The sequence below is a fragment of the Bacteroides gallinaceum genome, from assembly GCF_030373775.1.
GTDB classification, from domain to species: Bacteria; Bacteroidota; Bacteroidia; order Bacteroidales; family Bacteroidaceae; genus Phocaeicola; species Phocaeicola excrementipullorum.
In genome coordinates this window covers 216,624-234,575 of the sequence record NZ_JAUDEN010000003.1, presented here as the reverse complement: position 1 = coordinate 234,575, position 17,952 = coordinate 216,624, and the positions used below count along the sequence as shown (strand labels likewise).

The 17,952-nt window shown below is 47.7% G+C and carries 8 protein-coding genes and 1 pseudogene; 4 read left to right on the top strand and 5 right to left on the bottom strand.

The features are described from left to right. The 3 genes and pseudogenes from QUW60_RS03245 to QUW60_RS03235 form a co-directional block, all read right to left on the bottom strand. Positions 1-246 (bottom strand): annotated as a pseudogene (locus QUW60_RS03245) (glycoside hydrolase family 88 protein); the annotation flags it as partial. Between the two features lie 101 nt (positions 247-347). Beyond that, on the bottom strand, positions 348-2,072 hold the full coding sequence (locus QUW60_RS03240; protein WP_258338063.1) for a RagB/SusD family nutrient uptake outer membrane protein: 1,725 nt from the start codon (positions 2,070-2,072) through the stop codon (positions 348-350). 20 nt (positions 2,073-2,092) lie between these two features. Further along, entirely contained in the window at positions 2,093-5,266 is a 3,174-nt protein-coding gene (locus QUW60_RS03235) for a SusC/RagA family TonB-linked outer membrane protein (protein WP_289558412.1), read from the bottom strand. Positions 5,267-5,883: 617 nt separating this feature from the next. Here QUW60_RS03235 and QUW60_RS03230 point away from each other — a divergent pair. Both QUW60_RS03230 and QUW60_RS03225 read left to right on the top strand, forming a co-directional pair. After that, a complete protein-coding gene (locus QUW60_RS03230) occupies positions 5,884-9,075 on the top strand; it encodes a GH92 family glycosyl hydrolase (protein ID WP_289558411.1) in 3,192 nt (1,063 codons plus the stop codon). A gap of 8 nt (positions 9,076-9,083) precedes the next feature. After that, positions 9,084-10,919, top strand: a complete 1,836-nt coding sequence (locus tag QUW60_RS03225) for a DUF4962 domain-containing protein (protein WP_289558410.1) — start codon at positions 9,084-9,086, stop codon at positions 10,917-10,919. Between the two features lie 135 nt (positions 10,920-11,054). On the opposite strand, the gene QUW60_RS03220 is transcribed toward QUW60_RS03225, so the two are convergent. Together QUW60_RS03220 and QUW60_RS03215 are read right to left on the bottom strand one after the other, a co-directional pair. After that, positions 11,055-15,032: a two-component regulator propeller domain-containing protein gene (locus tag QUW60_RS03220; RefSeq protein ID WP_289558409.1), complete on the bottom strand. Its 3,978-nt coding sequence runs from the start codon at positions 15,030-15,032 to the stop codon at positions 11,055-11,057. A gap of 230 nt (positions 15,033-15,262) precedes the next feature. After that, positions 15,263-15,805: an agmatine deiminase family protein gene (locus tag QUW60_RS03215; RefSeq protein WP_289558408.1), complete on the bottom strand. Its 543-nt coding sequence runs from the start codon at positions 15,803-15,805 to the stop codon at positions 15,263-15,265. 1,001 nt (positions 15,806-16,806) lie between these two features. Here QUW60_RS03215 and QUW60_RS03210 point away from each other — a divergent pair. Beyond that, positions 16,807-17,385 (top strand): RNA polymerase sigma factor, encoded by a 579-nt coding sequence (locus QUW60_RS03210; protein WP_258338070.1) that lies wholly within the window; start codon positions 16,807-16,809, stop codon positions 17,383-17,385. Between the two features lie 60 nt (positions 17,386-17,445). Further along, positions 17,446-17,946 carry an NUDIX hydrolase gene (locus tag QUW60_RS03205; RefSeq protein WP_289558407.1) on the top strand — a complete coding sequence of 167 codons (501 nt, stop codon included), beginning with the start codon at positions 17,446-17,448 and terminating at the stop codon, positions 17,944-17,946. Positions 17,947-17,952 lie beyond the last annotated feature (6 nt).

Sequence of the window (17,952 nt, the reverse complement as noted above, 5' to 3'; positions counted from 1 at the left end):
GAAGCCCGAAGTCCACATGTAGATGCTCGCCTTCGACACTGTCCCGTCCTTGCGCGTGCTGTGAGGCATCACACCCTTGCCGTCCTTGCCCTGGACAGGAGTCTGCAACATCAGCCGGTACTGCCCGGCCGCAAAAGTCATGTTCTCCTTAACGAATGCCTTCTCCGCATCCTGCGCGTGGAGCAGACCGAACGCGCAGGACAGGCAGAAAGCCGCAATCAATTTTACCTTGCTGTTTCTATTCATAAAATTAACCCTATCCATACGGCGGCATGACCTGCCGGCCACACCACCGCACAATTCTTATTCACTGTTTTTTCCCAATTAAAAAAAATCTTAGTTGCTCTTTACCAGCCCGGATTTTGGTCGCCAAGATTCGGGTTACGCTCGAACTCTACGGCAGGAATCGGCCACAAGTAGTCGCGGTCTGTAAAGACGCGGGTATAACGAACATTGCCACGAATATCATCGTATTCAAAGTTCAGTTTCTCTTCACACATACCCCATCGGCGCAAGTCACTGAAACGATGGCCTTCACAAGCCAGTTCTACGGCACGCTCCTGCACGATGCGTTCAAACACTTCGTCTTTGCTATGAGCTTCCAGCCAGGCAGGACCGCTATTCAATGCCGGCATATGGGTAGACGGACGTTGACGAACCTGATTAATCAATGCTACAGCATCATCTTGTCTATCCATTTGGTTATAACATTCAGCCAACATCAGCAATACATCTGCATAACGAATAAGAGGAAAATCAACAGGAGAATGAGAACGGTCATCCAACTGCCCTCCCATGTTGCCTTCCGGCACAAACTTCCGCCAATAATAATTATAATGCCCCAGATTGTCCCGGATAAAACCGTTTGCTTCATTTACCCCTTGGGCCAACACATATTCAACCGGATTTTCACTGTTCGTCACTGTATTATAACCCAAATATGTAGAATACGGAGTAATGATGCTCTGTTCCAGACGCGGATCACGGTTTTCGTAAGCAGCGCGGATTTTATCCAAATCCTGAGGATACTGAGCTACGCTTTTCCCATCTTCCGACAAGGTGGCGGCAAAAACTTCATCCTGCTTTTTGCGATCACCGGTAATGCCAGGGAAATAATCGTCCCAGTTGAATTTTGATCCGTCACTGTTCTCATACATATCTACTAAAATATCAGTAGGCATGCAATTGTTCCAACAGCTTCCATAAGTAGCACGAGTACCCAAACGCAAAGGATATCCCATACCATATTCCTGATTCGTACCGCTGATTGCCTGAATTGTAAATATCATTTCCGCACAGTTTTCACCTGCCACCGTAAACAACTCAGGATAGCTGTCGTTCAACTTATAACCATAACCGCGTCCTTCGGGGTCATTGACAATTTCTTCAAAGTCGGCGGCTGCGCCTGGATAGTCACCCGCATAAAGCTTTACTTTTCCTCTTAAAGCCACAGCAGCTCCACGCGTAGCACGGCCATAATTGTTGGCATCCCAACTGACAGGCAACACAGAGATAGCTTTTTCCAGATCATCCAAAATAAACTTGCGTGTTTCTTCGGCCGTCGTACGAGGCTTTCTCATGTCCATAAATTCATTGGAAACGATTGTCGTTTCATCGTACAAAGGCACTCCACCGTAGTAATCCAGCAGCAAGAAGTAGAACAAGGAACGGACAAAATAAGCCTCGCCTTTATAAACTGCTTTCTCATCATCTGATATATCTACATTATCAATGTTTTGCAGCAGCAGATTAGCACGAAATATACCGTCATACGAAGTTTGCCAACGGCTCTGTACAGTACCTGTACGGTCGGTATACGTTCCTTTTATAATAGACGGCATCAGCCAGTTATTGTAATCCATGGCTATTTCACCCAACGCATCGTTATCGTAATAAGCACCGAATGCGTTCTCATTGCGCAAATCTCCGTACATAGAAACCATCCCTTGATAAGCATGATCTTCTGTTTTCCAGAAGCTTCCGCTACTCAGTTGGTCATGCGGATACTGATCCAAATCATAGCAACCGCCCAACATGCCGGCAGCAGCCAAAATCAATATATATTTCTTCATATTTGTCTGAATTAATAACATTAGAATGAAACGTTTACCCCGAAAGAAGCCTGACGGATATTCGGATATGCCAAGTTTTGCGTATTCTCAGGATCCATACCAACAAAATCACTGAAAGTAAAGAAGTTTTCCAAACTGCAGAATACACGTACACGGCTTAATGAAGCGGCCTTTACCCATTTTGCTGGCAAAGTATAGCCCAACTGAACGTTACGTATTTTCAAGAACTTCCGGTCTGTCAGCCACAATGTGCTGTTACGGGTATTACGACCGTCATTTGAAAGCAAACGCGGATATTTGGCAGGCGTAGTGCGGCCTTCATACCAGCGACCGTCAGCAATTTCCTGACCTATCTGATAACCGCTGGCCGGCATGTTGGTAGTGTGCATGCTTTGATACTGCACCTTATAACTGCCAGTACCGGACATCAGCATAGAGAAGTCAAGACCTTTCCACGAACATCCCAAATTGATATCATAGAAGAAACGCGGAGTGTCACCATGTCCCATAGGCACACGGTCATCATCGTTGAAGATACCGTTTCCATCCATATCTTTATAAAGCACGTCACCCAGTTCAGGACGCTGATAAGTCTGGAACGGATTGACTTTCTTGCCATCCTCACCCAAAGGCGCATTGTCAACCAAAGACTGTACATAGTCCAAATCCTCCTGTGTCTGAATGATGCGGTCTGCCACAAGACAATACTGTACATTGATAGGATAACCCTCCTTTATCATCGTACTTCCGTTGATGCTCGGCTCATCTCCTTTGAACTTCGTCACCTTGTTGTCCACAAAAGTAATGTTTGTTCCGATATTATAATGGAAGTCATTGATGTTGTCCGCCCAGTTCAATGACAGTTCGAAGCCTTTGTTTGTCACTTCGGCACTGTTTTGTGTAGGGATGCTCGCATTTCCATGTACCAAAGGCGCAGGCAGGTCAATCAAAATGTCGGAAGTTTTCTTGTAGAAGTATTCCACAGTACCAGACAAACGGCTGTTCAGCATCGTAAAGTCAACGGCCGCATTGGTAACGGCAGTGCTTTCCCAAGTCAAGGCTCCGTTTGCCAGCGCAGTGATAGTCATACCGGTCTGCATCTGTCCGCCAAAAGAATAATTGGTCGCTGCATATTTTGAGATGGCCTGATAATCGCTGCTCAAATAGTTATTACCCAATTCACCCCATGACACACGGAGCTTCAACGCATCCAGCCAGTTGCGGGTACTTTCCATAAAGGCCTCCTGATCAACACGCCATCCAGCAGAGAATGAGGGGAAATATCCCCAACGGTTTCCGTCCAGAAAACGTGAGGAAGCATCTGCACGCAAGTTTGCTTCAAGCAAATAACGATCTGCCCACGCCAGGTTAATACGGCCAAAATAAGAACGCATCGCCCATTCTGTATGCGAACCGCTGGCTGTTGCATCGCCCGTCGCACCATTTATGACATCTACGGATGAATCAATCCAATCATATTTTGTAGCACTGAAACTGCGGTCGCGACGCATTTCCTGGCTGGCACCTGCCATCACATTCAAATCAAATTTATCATTGAAGAACTTATTGTTATAGCGCACCACAAGGTCCATGAACATCCGCTCTATCTTGCGGTTGTAATTATAAACGTATGTTTTGCCCGTATAAGTCTGCCGCACTTCCTGATCGGTAGCAAAATTCCATAAGGCCATTTGATTCGGTTTCTCCCAGTTATCCTTGTCTGTCAGCTCATACGAATAAGAACCGGAGATGCTCAAGCCCTTCAGCGGTGTGATCGTACCATTGAACGCAGCACGCAAGTTGCGGTTCTTTTTGTTGCCAGTGCGAGAATACAGCTGCTGCAAGGGATTGTTGGTCTGTATATCTTCGCCTACAGCCTGCGGACCTCCAAAACGTCCGTCAGGAGCACGCAAGACGATACCGGGCGTACTTGCATAACCATAGGTAAACAAATCATCCACCCAATCTGAACCGATATCGTTATTTGACAGGTAACCATTCAATTTCATACCCAATGTCAGCCACTTGGTCGGTTTTGCCTCCACATTCGAACGGAAACTATAGCGCTCATAACCGGAGTTCTCCATGATACCGGGATTGTTGCTATAACCAAACGACGTATAGAATGACAGTTTGTCCGTACCACCGCTCAAAGACAAATTATGATTAGTTGCCACGGCTGTTTTGAACACTTCATCCACCCAATCTGTGTTAGGATATATCAAGGGATTACGCCCTGCGTCATTTCTCCAGGCATCTATCACACTCTGTTCAAACTGCGGACTATCTCCTGAATTCTGACGAGCTTCATTGCGCAGTTCCATATAATCGGCATAGTTGCTCACAGCATCTACTGTTTTTCCTACCGATTCCAATGATGCATATCCTGTATAATCAATGTTGATTTTGCCTTCCTTACCTTTCTTGGTAGTAATCAAAATAACACCGTTAGCGGCACGCGAACCATAAATGGATGAAGAAGCTGCATCTTTCAAGACACTCATGCTCTCTACATCCTGAGGATTGACATTGGCAATATCACTTTCCACACCATCCACAATCACCAACGGTGCAGAGTTATTCAATGTTCCTTGTCCGCGAATCAAAATACTGGCACTTTCATTACCCGGAATATTACTGCTCGTTCTGAACGACACACCCGAAGCCATGCCAGCCAAGCCCGAAGACAAATTAGTGATAGGACGTTTTTCTGCTATTTCCGACATATTTATAGAAGACACCGAACCCGTCAGGTTCACTTTCTTTTGTGTAGCGTAACCTACGACCACCACTTCATCTATCACCTTCGAATCTTCCACCAGCTGCACAGACAAACTGGTACGGTCTCCCACACGCACTTCTGTTTCCTTATAACCGATGTAGCTGACCACCAGCACCGCATCCGGAGCAATGCCGTTCAGCGAAAAGTTACCGTCGAGGTCCGTTATCGTTCCTTTCGAAGTTCCCTTTACCTTTACATTGGCACCGATAATCGGTTCTCCTGCGGAATCTTTCACCACGCCCGTTACGGTACGTCCGTTCTGCAAAACACTCAATGACGAATCTACGGTTCTTCCGCTTGTATCATCCGGCGCTGCCGCATACACAGGAGCCGCCATCAACAAGGTTCCACCTACAAAGAGAGCGGAAAATAATGCACGTTGACTGTGCTTTTCTTTTTTGAATTGACACATAACTAAATTTAATCTTAAGGTTGTGTCGCAAACGTACTAATATTCAACATACACACGGGTATCAAATCATCTATATCTGGGGGATAAATAGTATATCCTTTCGTTTTTAACAAACAGCAAAAACGGGAGATTTTATCCAAAGAAAGTACAAACGGATGCAGCATTTCTGTGTTAATTCTCTATTAAACAGCGTCCGGTCAGACCAGACCGTATGAAAGGAGAAAGAACAAAGGGCTTGTTTTCAGCGCAGAAAAAAAGACGGCTCCGAAACAGGAAATGCCGTTTGCCGGTCTGCAAAAACCGGAAGCTTCGCACGGTTCCTTATCTCCAGCTTAAAGATATGTATCTCCAGGCTGGAGATTTGTATCTCTAGGCTGGAGATATAGATTTTGCTCTCAACCAACGAAGAAAATCCTTCCAGATATTCCATCTCCGTCCTGCGGAAAGGGGAGATTTTGTCCAAAGGCAGATACAAATGCGTCCAATTCACCGTTAAATTTCCAGCATAAGACAATATATCCCCATTAATAAACGTAATCGTCCGCCCGACTTTAAATAAATGGCTATCTTTATAGACAAATAGAAAATACAAGCGTGCCTTAAAAAACGACCAAGCCATGAAAGTAAAATTATTGTTCGCTCTGCTCATTACCGGCTGCGGAAATCTGTGGGCATCCCAGCCGGGAACTCATGCAGGCAGCATGAGGGCAGACAATGTATTGTTTGAGATCGGGGAAAAAGACGGCAGTCCGGCAGAGTTTGCCCTTTACCCCAGTCACTACAAAAACTTCCTGATCGACTTTACGGGAGTAAAGCACTTTGCCGTAGGCTATTCCACCCCGGAAAAGAACTGGCCTTACGTTTTGCCCGGTCCCAAAGACAGATGGGGAGGAGGAGGTTATTATGCCGGATATCATCCGCGCCATTTCCCGGTCATCAACTTTCAATTGCCGGAAACGAGAAAGGAAGGAAACTGCCTTCTGTCTTTGTTTTTTGCAGGAGCAAACGGCAAGGAACTTCCTGTTTTGCGGGTTGAAGTGAACGGGCACCGCTTCGAGAAGAAAATAGAGGGGAAATCGACAGACAAGCTGTTGACCGGCGAAGAAAAGCCGGACCCGCAGGAATGGACCATCAAATTTCCTGTCGGATGGCTGGAAAAGGGAATGAACCGGATACAGATGGGAATAGTGAAAGGACGCTGGTGCATGTTCGACTGCATCAGACTGAGCGGTCCCGAGGGCATGGACATCACTCCCATCTCTTCTTCGCTGATAACGTCTGTCAAAGCCGCGGACTTTGAATATGAAAAGTCCGGAAAAAAACATAGCCTGCCGATTCTCGTGGACATGGTTCAGTACGACCGTCCCCGGAATCTGACATTCGTTTGCGGAAAGACGAAAGTGACCCGGCGGATAGAAACGGGGAAAAGCATCCAGCAGATACTGGTTCCGGCTGTGAAGAATCCAAAGAATGAAGAGTTTGCAATCTATGCTGACGGCAAACCGATATACCAAGGAACCGTCAGTCTGGCTCCCAAGCCGCTGCACGAATATGCAGACGACGTGGACATACTGATGGGCACAGGAAACTCCCGGTGGATGTATAAGCCCAGCGTTTCGCTGCCGTTCGGAATGGTACAGATCGCTCCCGACAACGAGGATGAGAAATGGAAGGCGGGCTATGAATATACGATTGAAAATATCGCCGGATTCAATCATTTCTGCGACTGGACAATAGACGGGTTCCTGATGCAGCCCACCTGCGGAGAATTGCAGGTCAATCCGGGACCGGAGGACAATCCGGACGCAGGATACCGCTCGCGGATTGACAAATCGACCGAAAAGGCGGAAGTAGGCAAATACTCGGTGTTCATGACGGACACAAAAATCACGGCAGAGGTTTCGGCAACCGACCGCGCTTCCATCCAGCGCTATACTTTCCCCGCCGGATGCAAGAACCGGCGGGTGCTGGTAGATCTGTATGCTCCCAGCGAATATCCGCACAACCTGCAGGACGCGCATATCACCAAAGTGAGCGACACCGAGATAGAAGGCTACGCGACTTATTTCGGCGCATATACGGGATACACCGCAGAACAATACTATACCATTCACTTTGTAATGCAGTTCGACAAATCTTTTGCCTCAATGGGAGGATGGGTCAATGACCAGATTAAGGCGGAACAAAAATACCTGGGCGCCTGGCATTCCACCCATGAATTTGAAACGGAGCCCAAAATCATGCACAACATCACCGAGGTGTGCGGAAAAGGAGATGTGGGCTTCTTCCTCGATTTTCCGGCGGAAGAGGATGCAAGCACGGTGCAAGTGCGCACCGGCGTTTCCCTGGTCGATGTGGCGGGAGCACGCAACAACCTCCGGCAGGAACTGGCGCTTCCTTTCGGCTGGGATCTGGAAAAGGTGGCAGAAAACGCCCGCTCAATCTGGAATGACTACCTGTCGCGCATCGAAATTGAAACCGATGACTATCTGCAACAGAAAAAGTTTTACTCAAACCTGTACAGAGCCTATTCGGCAAAAGCCTCATGGAGCGATTTCGACGGACGTTACCGCGATGAACGGGAGCAGATCTGCCGGCTTGAATCACCCAATGACCGGGTGGTAAGCGGAGAATACTGGAATACCTTCTGGGACAACCAGCAGCTTTTTAATCTGACGGCTCCGGAACTTTCTTCCATGTGGGCCCGCTCGGCCATCAGCCTGTACAAGAACGGAGGGTGGTTCAACACGGATCCTGCCGGAATCGAACATACCGGCGTTATGGTAGCCATGCACATGGTTTCTCAGATATGGGGAGCATGGCAGAGCGGCATCCGCGACTTCGACCTGAAACTTGCTTATGAGGGACTGAAGAAAATGCTTCTGACTCCTCCCCAACGCCATGAAGGCGGCGGAACGGCAGGTGTGGAAGATCTGGTCCCGTATATGAAATACGGATATATCCCTCAAGGCATGGGGCAGGTATCCAATACAATGGAGTACGCCTACGATGACTGGTGTCTAGCTCAAATGGCAAAATATCTGGGATATGAATCTGATTATGAATATTTCTCCAAACGTTCTGAAAGCTGGACCAACCTGTTCGACACCAAGAGCGGATTCATCCGTCCGAAGGATAAAGACGGAAACTGGATTACTCCGTTCGATCCATATCACACGCCGGGGTTCACGGAAGGAAATGCATTCAACTACACATGGTTTGTGCCTCATAACCCGGAAAAATTAATCAAGCTTATGGGAAGGGAACGGTTCGTGTCCCGTCTGGACAGCGCGATGCAGAAATCTTCGTATGCCAATTTCAACGCTTCGGGAGATGACTTCGCCAACTATCCCATCAATCACGGAAACGAAACTTCGATGGAAGTGGCTTATCTGTTCAACCGGGCAGGCGCCCCCCATCTGTCGCAGAAGTGGGTGCGTGCCATCCAGGAGCAGTATTACGGAACCACTCCCTATGACGCTTATCCGGGTGACGAGGACCTGGGACAGATGAGCAGCTGGTTCGTCATGAGTGCCATAGGCCTGTTCCAGATGGACGGCGGATGTGCGGAAAAGCCTTTCTATGAAGTGACCACTCCACGCTACTCTAAAATCACCATTCACCTGGACGGAAAGTACGGACGTGGAATAGACTTTGTCATTGAAGCTCCCGGAGCATCCAAGGAAAATAAATACGTGCATTCAATCCGTCTGAACGGCAAACGCATTGACGGATTCAGAATAGACCAGCAGGAAGTGCTGAAAGGCGGAAAGATGACAATCGAAATGAAAAGCAAACCAACTCTATAATCAACCGTATGAAAACGAACTTTTGTCTTACACTGAAGAAATGCAGCCTTGCGCTGCTGCTGTGTGTGGGAGCGCTTTCGTGCACTCCCGAACGAAACGAACAAGGTATCCTGACAGAACATCCGCGCCTGCTGTTCACCCGTGCGGAAGAGCCTGCCGTAAAACGGCTCATAAAAGAAGACCCGCTGGCAGGCGAACTGGCAGATACGCTGAGAAGTCAGGCAGACTCCATCGCGCAACTGCCGCAAATTCCCTACAAATTCGACAAATACGGTAATATGCTATGGACTTCACGCGCTTATGTGGCACGGCTGGGAACACTCGCACTGGCTTACCGGCTTTACGGTGACGAGAAATACCTGAGGGCAGCCAACGAAGCCCTGCTATGGGTATGCAATTTCCCCGACTGGGATCCGAAACATTACCTGGACACGGCCGAAATGACTACTGCCGTGGCCATAGCTTACGACTGGCTGTTTGACGCGCTGCCCGAGGCGACAAAGGAACTGGTGAAAAACTGCATCTACAAGAACGCTGTCAGCAAAGTGCTGCGTGAATATGCCTACGGAGGACCCGGAAGCTGGGCTAAACGCGAAACGAACTGGAACGTGGTGTGCAACATAGGCATGACGCTCGGCGCACTGGCCGTAGCCGAAGATTATCCGCAGGAAACGGACAGCATTCTGAAAAACGCTGCCAAGTACATGCCTAACTGCCTGAAGCACTTCGCGCCCGACGGTGTCTGCTACGAAGGTCCCGGATACTGGGGATATACCAACAGTTACCTGGCTCTCTATCTGAAAGCTGTAACAGACAACGGAGGCGACAAGGGAAACATCGCCAAACTGCCGGGCGTATCAAAAACTGCGCTGTTCTACAAACGTACACTGACACCTGCCGGACGTATTTTCAATTTCGCCAACTCCGGAGAGGGGAAAGAGAACTCACCGGCCTTCTTCCTGTTCAGCAAACTCTACAACCAGCCGGAAATAGCCGAATGGTACCGGGAAGAGTTGAAACAAACGCTCTGCAAACGCATTCCGCAGAACCAGAACTTCTATCTTGCCTTGCCATGGTTTAACACTGCCACAGCAACTGCCAGCGACTCGCTGCCGCGCATGGAAGTGTATCACAATGACATCAACGACCTGGTCGTATTCAACGGCGACCGGAAGAAGAAAGGCTCCGTCTTCCTCATTGCCAAAGGAGGGGAGCCAAGCCAGGCACACCAGCAACTCGACTGCGGAACTTTCCTGCTGGAAGCTGACAGCGTATGCTGGACGGAAGAGCTGGGCGCCGACGACTATGCCCTGCCGGGATTCTGGGATTATGCGCCAAACGGAAAACGCTGGGAATACTTCCGCAACAACAACTTCTCGCACAATACGCTCCACATCGACCGTCATCTGCAACATGCTTCGGGCGAAGCTTTCGTATGCGAAGAACATCCAGATGCTTCCCAACCGTCTGCTACACTGAACATGACCAGCTTATATCAGGACAAAGCCGAATCTGTGTTCCGCACGTTTACGCTGATAGACGACTGTACGATGGAAGTTACAGACAAAGTGGAACTGCTGAATGCCAATTCAACCGCTTATTTCAACATTGTGACAAAGGCACAGGTGGAAACAAACGGCAACAAGGCGGTACTGACACGGAACGGAAAACAGTTCTACATGGAAATAACCGCACCGGCCGGAGCCGTGTTCAAAACATTCCCTGCTCCCAAGCTGTCAGAAAAAGAATATCCGCTCGAAGGCGTACAGATTATAGAAGCCGCATGCCGATTCGGAAAAACAAAAGGAGAAATAACCGTGCGGATGAGCAGCATGCCCAAATAAAGTTAGAGCTCTGTGCCATTCAAAACCTCTTCGAAGGACAAGATTGATCAAACCATGCAAGAAGGTACCGCACTTAAACACGCTGACAATTGCAGTCAGAAGATTTAAGTGCGGTGCAGTTTTTCAGTCCGACATTCAATGCTGCTCTTCCTCTTTCTTGCCGTCCCTATACTCCTGAGGCGTACAATTGAAATGCGTTTTGAAGCAATGGCGGAAATAGCGCAACGAGCTGAATCCGTTCTGAAAAGCAATCTCCGTAATTTGCATCTGGGAATTCGTTTTCAGCATTTCGACCGCCCGTTTCAGACGCGCATTCAGAATCAGTTCATTCGGCGTCATGCTGCTCAGCGCTTTCAGCTTGTTGTAGAGAGAGCTGCGGCTGACGGCCAATTCCTGCGCCAACACATTCACATCAAAATCGGGATCGCTCAAATGATTTTCTACAACCTCCTTCAACTTGGTCAGGAACTGGGTATCTATAGGTGAGAAAGCCAGTGCCTGTATATCCACATCATCTGCACTGTCGGTCGTCATTCCTTTGCCAAACTTCTGCTGCAGCAGCTTACGGTTGCGCAGAATATTTGCAATCCGCCCCAAAAGCAAGCGGTTGCTGAACGGTTTCTCGATATAGTCATCGGCTCCGCACTGCCATCCTTCCAACTTATTGTTATCAGCTCCCAAGGCAGTCAGCAATATGATTGGGATGTGGCAAAGATCGAAGTCATTCTTTAACAACGTACACATTTCCGTACCCGACATAATCGGCATCATCACATCACTCAGAATCAAGTCGGGATGTTCGTCTTTGGCACGCGCCAGCCCTTCTTTGCCGTTCATGGCTATCACCACCCGATAAAGCGGTGACAGCAGCGAAATAAGCATCTGAAGCAGTTCTTCATTGTCTTCAACAATCAGAACACACATCTTCTCTCCGGATGTTCCAGCTTCAACCGCTTGCCCGCCGGCGTCTGCATCCGGTTCAACCGAAGGATATGGCGACACGCCCTCGGCAGCGACAGCCTCAGCCTGCATCTCAGCCTCGTCCGGATGTCCTTTGGGCAATGTCACCGTAAAGATACTGCCGTATCCCAGCGCGCTTTGCACATCGATTGTGCCGTGGTGCAGATCAATAATGCCTTTAGCCAATGCCAGTCCAATGCCGCTTCCTGCCGGTGCGGACGACAACGAATCCACCTGATAAAAGCGGTCGAATATATAAGGAAGAGCTTCTTGAGGAATGCCTTCGCCATTATCTATCACTTTCACCTTTACAGCATCCGCCAGTTCTTCGAGAACCAGTTCAACCTTTCCTCCTTTCGGAGTATGCTTGAATGCGTTTGACAAGAGGTTAGTAAACACTTTCCGCAATTGGCGGTCATCACACTGACACAACAGGCTGCCTTCCGGAACGGCAAGCACAAACTCAATTTCCTGCAACCGCGCCTGACTCACAAATTCTTCGTGAATCTGTTTCAGGAAAGGCACCATGTCCGATGTATGCAAATGCAGCGTCTGCTTGCCACGCTCCATCTTGCGGAAGTCCAGCAATTCGGATATCAGTTCGCGGAACTGGTATGTGCTCTTATAAATCTTCTGCAGACGGGTCCGTATATAAGGTGACAAGGCAGGAGTTTGCAGCAGAGCCTCTATCTGAGAAATCATGAGAGTCAGCGGCGTGCGGAATTCATGCGATATATTGGCAAAAAACTGCAACTTCGATTCGATCAGCTCTTTGTTCTTCTCTTTCTCCATCTTTTCCTGAACCAGCGAAGCACGCAGCCGCAGTTTAGTCTGCCAGTTGCGGAGTATAAGCCACACGACGGCCGATACCAGAAGAACATAAATGCTCCATGCCCACCATGTGGTCCACCAGGCACGCTCTACAATAATATTCAGTGTGATAGGAAGCAAGGTTTTGCCGGGAGTGCCCTCGGCTCTTTCCCTCACCTGCAGTTCATGATTCCCCGGCGGCAGATTGGTGTATTTGATCCTGTTATCAACAGCTGCATTCCACTGCTCTTCGCCCAGCCGATATTCGTAAAGGTGCTTGCTGACATAGTTATCAGAAGCAAAGGTGATCAATATGTTGTTCTTATTGTATGCAAGCCTGATTTCTTTTACAAAAGGAAAGGCCACAGGCAGAATACCGTCGGACGTATGGACAGAAACCTGCTGCTCGTTGACAGCCAAAGATGAAAAATAAAGCCTGTAATCCGGCTGCGAACGCTGAAACTTGAGGAGCGAGAAAGAAGACATGCCATCTGCCCCGCCCACAAACATTTCACCGTCACGACACCGCAAAATGCCGCATCCCTCGTTGAGAGCAGACAAGTGAAGCTGCCGTTCCATATCAATAAAGCGTTTTTCGCCGGTCTGCGGATGATAAAGCAGCAGCCCTTGTTCATTCGACAAGACCAGGTATCCTTTAGGCGTGTTCAGCAAGTTGTAGCAATAGCGTATGGAACCGATGGGACACCGGTCAAAACATCCGCCAGCCTCGTTGAAGCGATATAATCCGGAGCCATACGTAGCCAGATAAACAGCCCCGTCATTTCCTTCCGCCATCTTAGTGACCTGGAACATTCCCAGCCCGTTCTCGCCATAATTATAAATTGCTTTCCGCTCCGGATGATCCAGATTAATGCGCAAGACTCTGGAGAACTGGGAAACCCAAAGGTCATTACGCGAATCAACCAGCATCGTGATGCCTCCCCAATGTGTATCGCGCTCCGACCGGAAAAGCCGCTGCAGCCCTTTTCCGTCTTTCAAACTGATATATAATCCCTTGTCAGGAGAAAGCAGAAAAAGCGTATCTCCTTTCAGCATTATTTCATTAATGGACTGATTGTGCAGTTCAGGATAGTGAGTCACTTTATTTGCCGGAATGTCAAAACGAAGATAACCTTGCTTATGGGTGCCGATATACAGGCAATCCTGATTCTTGTCGTACTCGATGCATTTCAAGTTGGAAAACACTTCACCGGCAGGGATGTGCCCGTCCAAATAATAAGAAAACAGTCCGCTCTTGCGGTCAAGACGGTTCAGACCGCCTCCCTCCGTACAAATCCACAGATCTCCCCGCTTGTCTTCTACCATATTGCCCACATAAGCGAAGCTAAGACAATCATTCCGACGCTTGTCGGAAGCATAGTGTCTGAATATATCCGTTTGCGGATTGAAATAATTCACTCCTCCATAATAAGTGCCTATCCAAATAGTGCCTTGCCGGTCTTTATACAGTGAAAAGATTGAAGAATGGGTCAGGCTGCCGGGTTTGGTATCCTTGGCATATCTGGCGACATTCCCCTGCAAATCAATCTTATTCAATCCGTCGAACGTTCCCGCCCATATGCAACCCTCTTCATCTTCTACGAAACAACGCACGTCATCGCTCGACAGTTTGATATCGCTCCGGACTGTAAAACTCTGGTTGTCAGCAGCATTTTCCACTACATACATTCCCTTGCGAAAAGCAGCCGCCCACATTCTGTTCCGATTATCCCCATAAAGCGAACAAATATTGGCATGAGGAATGACACACACTGGGGAGATCTTCTGAAGATTACTGGAACAAAACAGTCCTGTCTGTGTCCCTATCCAAAGCCGGTTGCTTGCATCTGTCTCAATGCAGGTGATGCTCTGCCCCTGAGGCATCCGATAAGAAAAAAGAAACTTCTTGCGACTGATGTCCCAACGGAACAAACTGTCACGGCTGGCCGCCCACACTTCATTTTTGCCGGAATGGATGCAGCTGGCATGAGAAAGTTCCTTGATAAAGCGTTCATTCTGCAAATCATAGCGAACCAGTCTGTTGCTGGAGATAAAGAATACGCTTCCCCGTTTGTCGCATACCAAATCAAAAACGCCGCCTCCTGTAAAAACGCCGTCAGGCTCTTCCGAAGGGTTATAAACGGTCATGGTAGTGCCGTCCCAGCAGTTAAGCCCCTCAAAGGTGCCGAACCACATCCTCCCCAGTTCATCCTGAGAAATAGACATGACAGATATCTGCGACAATCCATCTGACTTGCCCAAGTGCTTGAAATAAATGTTGGCTTGAGCTACCGTTCCGCATAACGAACATAATAAAAGGTAAAAGAAAAAGGTCTTTTTCATCATCATTACAAGTTGCCTGTCATAAAATAACTATGGACTACTGATAAATTATTACAGAAGCCAAAATTAGGAAATCTATCTGAAAAAATGTAAGAAGACAGGACGAATTTGAAAGAATATGAAAAAAGAAATGTGTTAAAGATGCTTACAATGAGAAAAGCAAGCCTATGAACAGTCCACAGAGAATCCACGCACTGTTCACCACTTACACTCGAATCACGCACGTTACATCAACGTGGCGACTGCGGTTGCTGCTGCGTGACACAATGCAGCATTCCACCATATTTATAGAGCTTCGTCACATCTATCTTCACAACCCTGCGTCCGGGATATAACCTGGCCAGCAGCTCTGCCGCCACGCTGTCGTTCACATCGTTGTAGACCGGCATGAGTATGACCTTATTCCCGACATAGAAGTTCAGATAAGAGCCTTTGTAACCCAGCCCCTTCATCTTCTTTTTGGTCAGGGGAAATTCGACGATCTTGTACGGTTCGCCTGCGGCATTGCGCGCACTCACGATTTTGTCATAGTCAGCCATAGAGATACTCTCATACAAGTCGCCAAAATCATCGCGTGCCACGGCAAGGATGGTGTGAGAGTCGAGGAAACGGGCCATCCCGTCGATGTGCGCATCGGTGATGTCTTCATTAAGCGCGCCCTCAAGCCAGACGAAATTGGTGATGCCGAGGTAGTAGCGCAAACGTTCTTCCATCTCGTCACGACTTATTTCCGGATTGCGGTTGGGACTGACGACGGAACTCTCGCAGGCCATGAGTGTACCCGCTCGCCTTCCGTGAGAGCATCCGTCATGGCCACCCAAACGGGTTCTATCTCGTCCCTGTATTTTTTCCCGTACGTATGGTGGTGAGGCCATGAAAGCTATGTGCCTTCATGTGGGCTGTCCTCGCCCGGCAGGGTGTAAAGCCCCATACCGTCCTCCCTGCCACGAGAGTCGGTCGTGCATCCAAAAAATGACAATAGCGGCAACATACTCAATATGCTTAACAGTAATATTTTCTTTCCCATAAACGATCTGTTATCCGTTGGTAGAAAATATATTACAACACGCTCGTTTGAAAAGTTGCACACATTGTTGAATTTTAGCATAAAAAACATGAAAATCATTCATCACATGTACAGTCAACATACAAAGCACAGAGATAGCGAAGCACCGCTATGCGCAAAGAACAATGATTCCCCAGTCAAAACCAGGGCTTATTTACTCTTTAAATGAAAGAGCCTGACTTATTTCTAAAATAATCACTCCATTGTTTTCACTCTTTTAAATTTTATTTTATATTTGCAATATGTTCTGTAAAAGAACAGAAGAAGCGTTTTAGACATTATCCAAGGTTCAGGAAATCCCCAATTTCAACGATAACGCTGGATAATACAAAATGCTCTGCGGGCCATATCATAGTATGCCATTGATGCGATTGCTTTCTTTTGCGTCAATGACCGATTAATATGGGCGTGGGGCTTTATGTATTGCATGGTTATCGAGTATGGGGATACTTCTGAACGGGCAATACTAAAGTTCCCCACGCTTAACTTATTTATCAACAGCCGAAGGGGAAAAGCTGGCATACGACACAACATAAAAACAACGCGATGACAAACGTTATGGACGGCTTGAAACTGTTTCAAGAAAAAGAAATGTTATGGAAACACACCAACGAACCACAGGAAAGAATGCGGGAAATCAAAACACCGATGCACAGAACAGGCCGGACAGGATTTTCCACAAACTGAAACTCATTCAAAAGAAACCGGATGCGGTCAGACCAGCCGGCAGGCATCTGCATTCCGGAAGCCTTCATCACCAGACTATATCGCAGGAAACGCAACATGGAAGAATTCGAATTTGAACAGGAATTGCTCGCATTACACGACAAGTTGTTCGGCTATGCATGCAAATTGTTCAGCGAAAAAGAAGAAGCTGAAGATTTGCTGCAAGAAACATTTTTAAAAGCTCTTGTAAACAAAAACAAATACAACGAAAACAGCAACTTCAAAGGCTGGATGTATACAATCATGCACAATACATACCTGAACATCTGCCAAGACAAGCAGCACACGCAAAGGAATTCGCTTTCAGACGACAAAATCTTCATGGAAGTAAACAAAGAGGAAGGGCTGCTCATCTGCAACGAATATGACCTGGAAGAAATACATAAAATCATCAGCAAACTGCCCGAAGGGTTCAGTTCAATTCTGACCATGCGGCTGGCAGGATTCAAATACCACGAAATAGCCCAGGAGTTCAACATACCGGTAAGCCTGGTGAAAAACCGCATTTTCTGCGCAAAGAAGAAACTGAAAGAGATGCTTAAAGACTTTTACGACAACTGAATGCGCTTGATGTTTCGGTTTATTTTCATAACTTTGCATGAAAATAGAATGAAAAACAGCATGAAAGACAATAGCGAAGAAATGTTTCCCATTGTTGACGAGAACGGGAACATCACAGGGGCGGCGACACGCGGAGAATGCCATAACGGAAGCAAACTGCTGCACCCCGTCGTACATTTGCATGTATTCAACTCCAAAGGAGAATTGTTCCTCCAGAAACGGCCGCTATGGAAAGACATACAGCCCGGGAAATGGGATACGTCTGTAGGAGGACATGTCGACCTGGGAGAAAGCGTGGAAATGGCACTGAAGCGCGAAGCACGGGAAGAACTTGGCATAGAGAACTTCACTCCCCAGCCGCTGAAGCATTATGTCTTTGAATCAGACAAGGAAAAAGAACTGGTATTCTCATACAAGACAATCTATGACGGGGCAATCGCTCCCAGCCAAGAACTGGACGGAGGACGCTTCTGGCCCATAGAAGACATCCGCAGCTCCATAGGGAAAAAAGTATTCACCCCAAATTTCGAAAGGGAATTTGCGGAAACACTGGCTTTTTAAAGCCTT

Bases quoted from the DNA above. Each gene is read 5' to 3' on its own strand.
- QUW60_RS03235 (WP_289558412.1), bottom strand. From the start codon at position 5,266: ATGTGTCAATTCAAAAAAGAAAAGCACAGTCAACGTGCATTATTTTCC.
- QUW60_RS03210 (WP_258338070.1), top strand. From the start codon at position 16,807: ATGCGGTCAGACCAGCCGGCAGGCATCTGCATTCCGGAAGCCTTCATC.
- QUW60_RS03215 (WP_289558408.1), bottom strand. From the start codon at position 15,805: ATGGCCTGCGAGAGTTCCGTCGTCAGTCCCAACCGCAATCCGGAAATA.
- QUW60_RS03220 (WP_289558409.1), bottom strand. From the start codon at position 15,032: ATGAAAAAGACCTTTTTCTTTTACCTTTTATTATGTTCGTTATGCGGA.
- QUW60_RS03230 (WP_289558411.1), top strand. From the start codon at position 5,884: ATGAAAGTAAAATTATTGTTCGCTCTGCTCATTACCGGCTGCGGAAAT.
- QUW60_RS03240 (WP_258338063.1), bottom strand. From the start codon at position 2,072: ATGAAGAAATATATATTGATTTTGGCTGCTGCCGGCATGTTGGGCGGT.
- QUW60_RS03225 (WP_289558410.1), top strand. From the start codon at position 9,084: ATGAAAACGAACTTTTGTCTTACACTGAAGAAATGCAGCCTTGCGCTG.
- QUW60_RS03205 (WP_289558407.1), top strand. From the start codon at position 17,446: ATGAAAGACAATAGCGAAGAAATGTTTCCCATTGTTGACGAGAACGGG.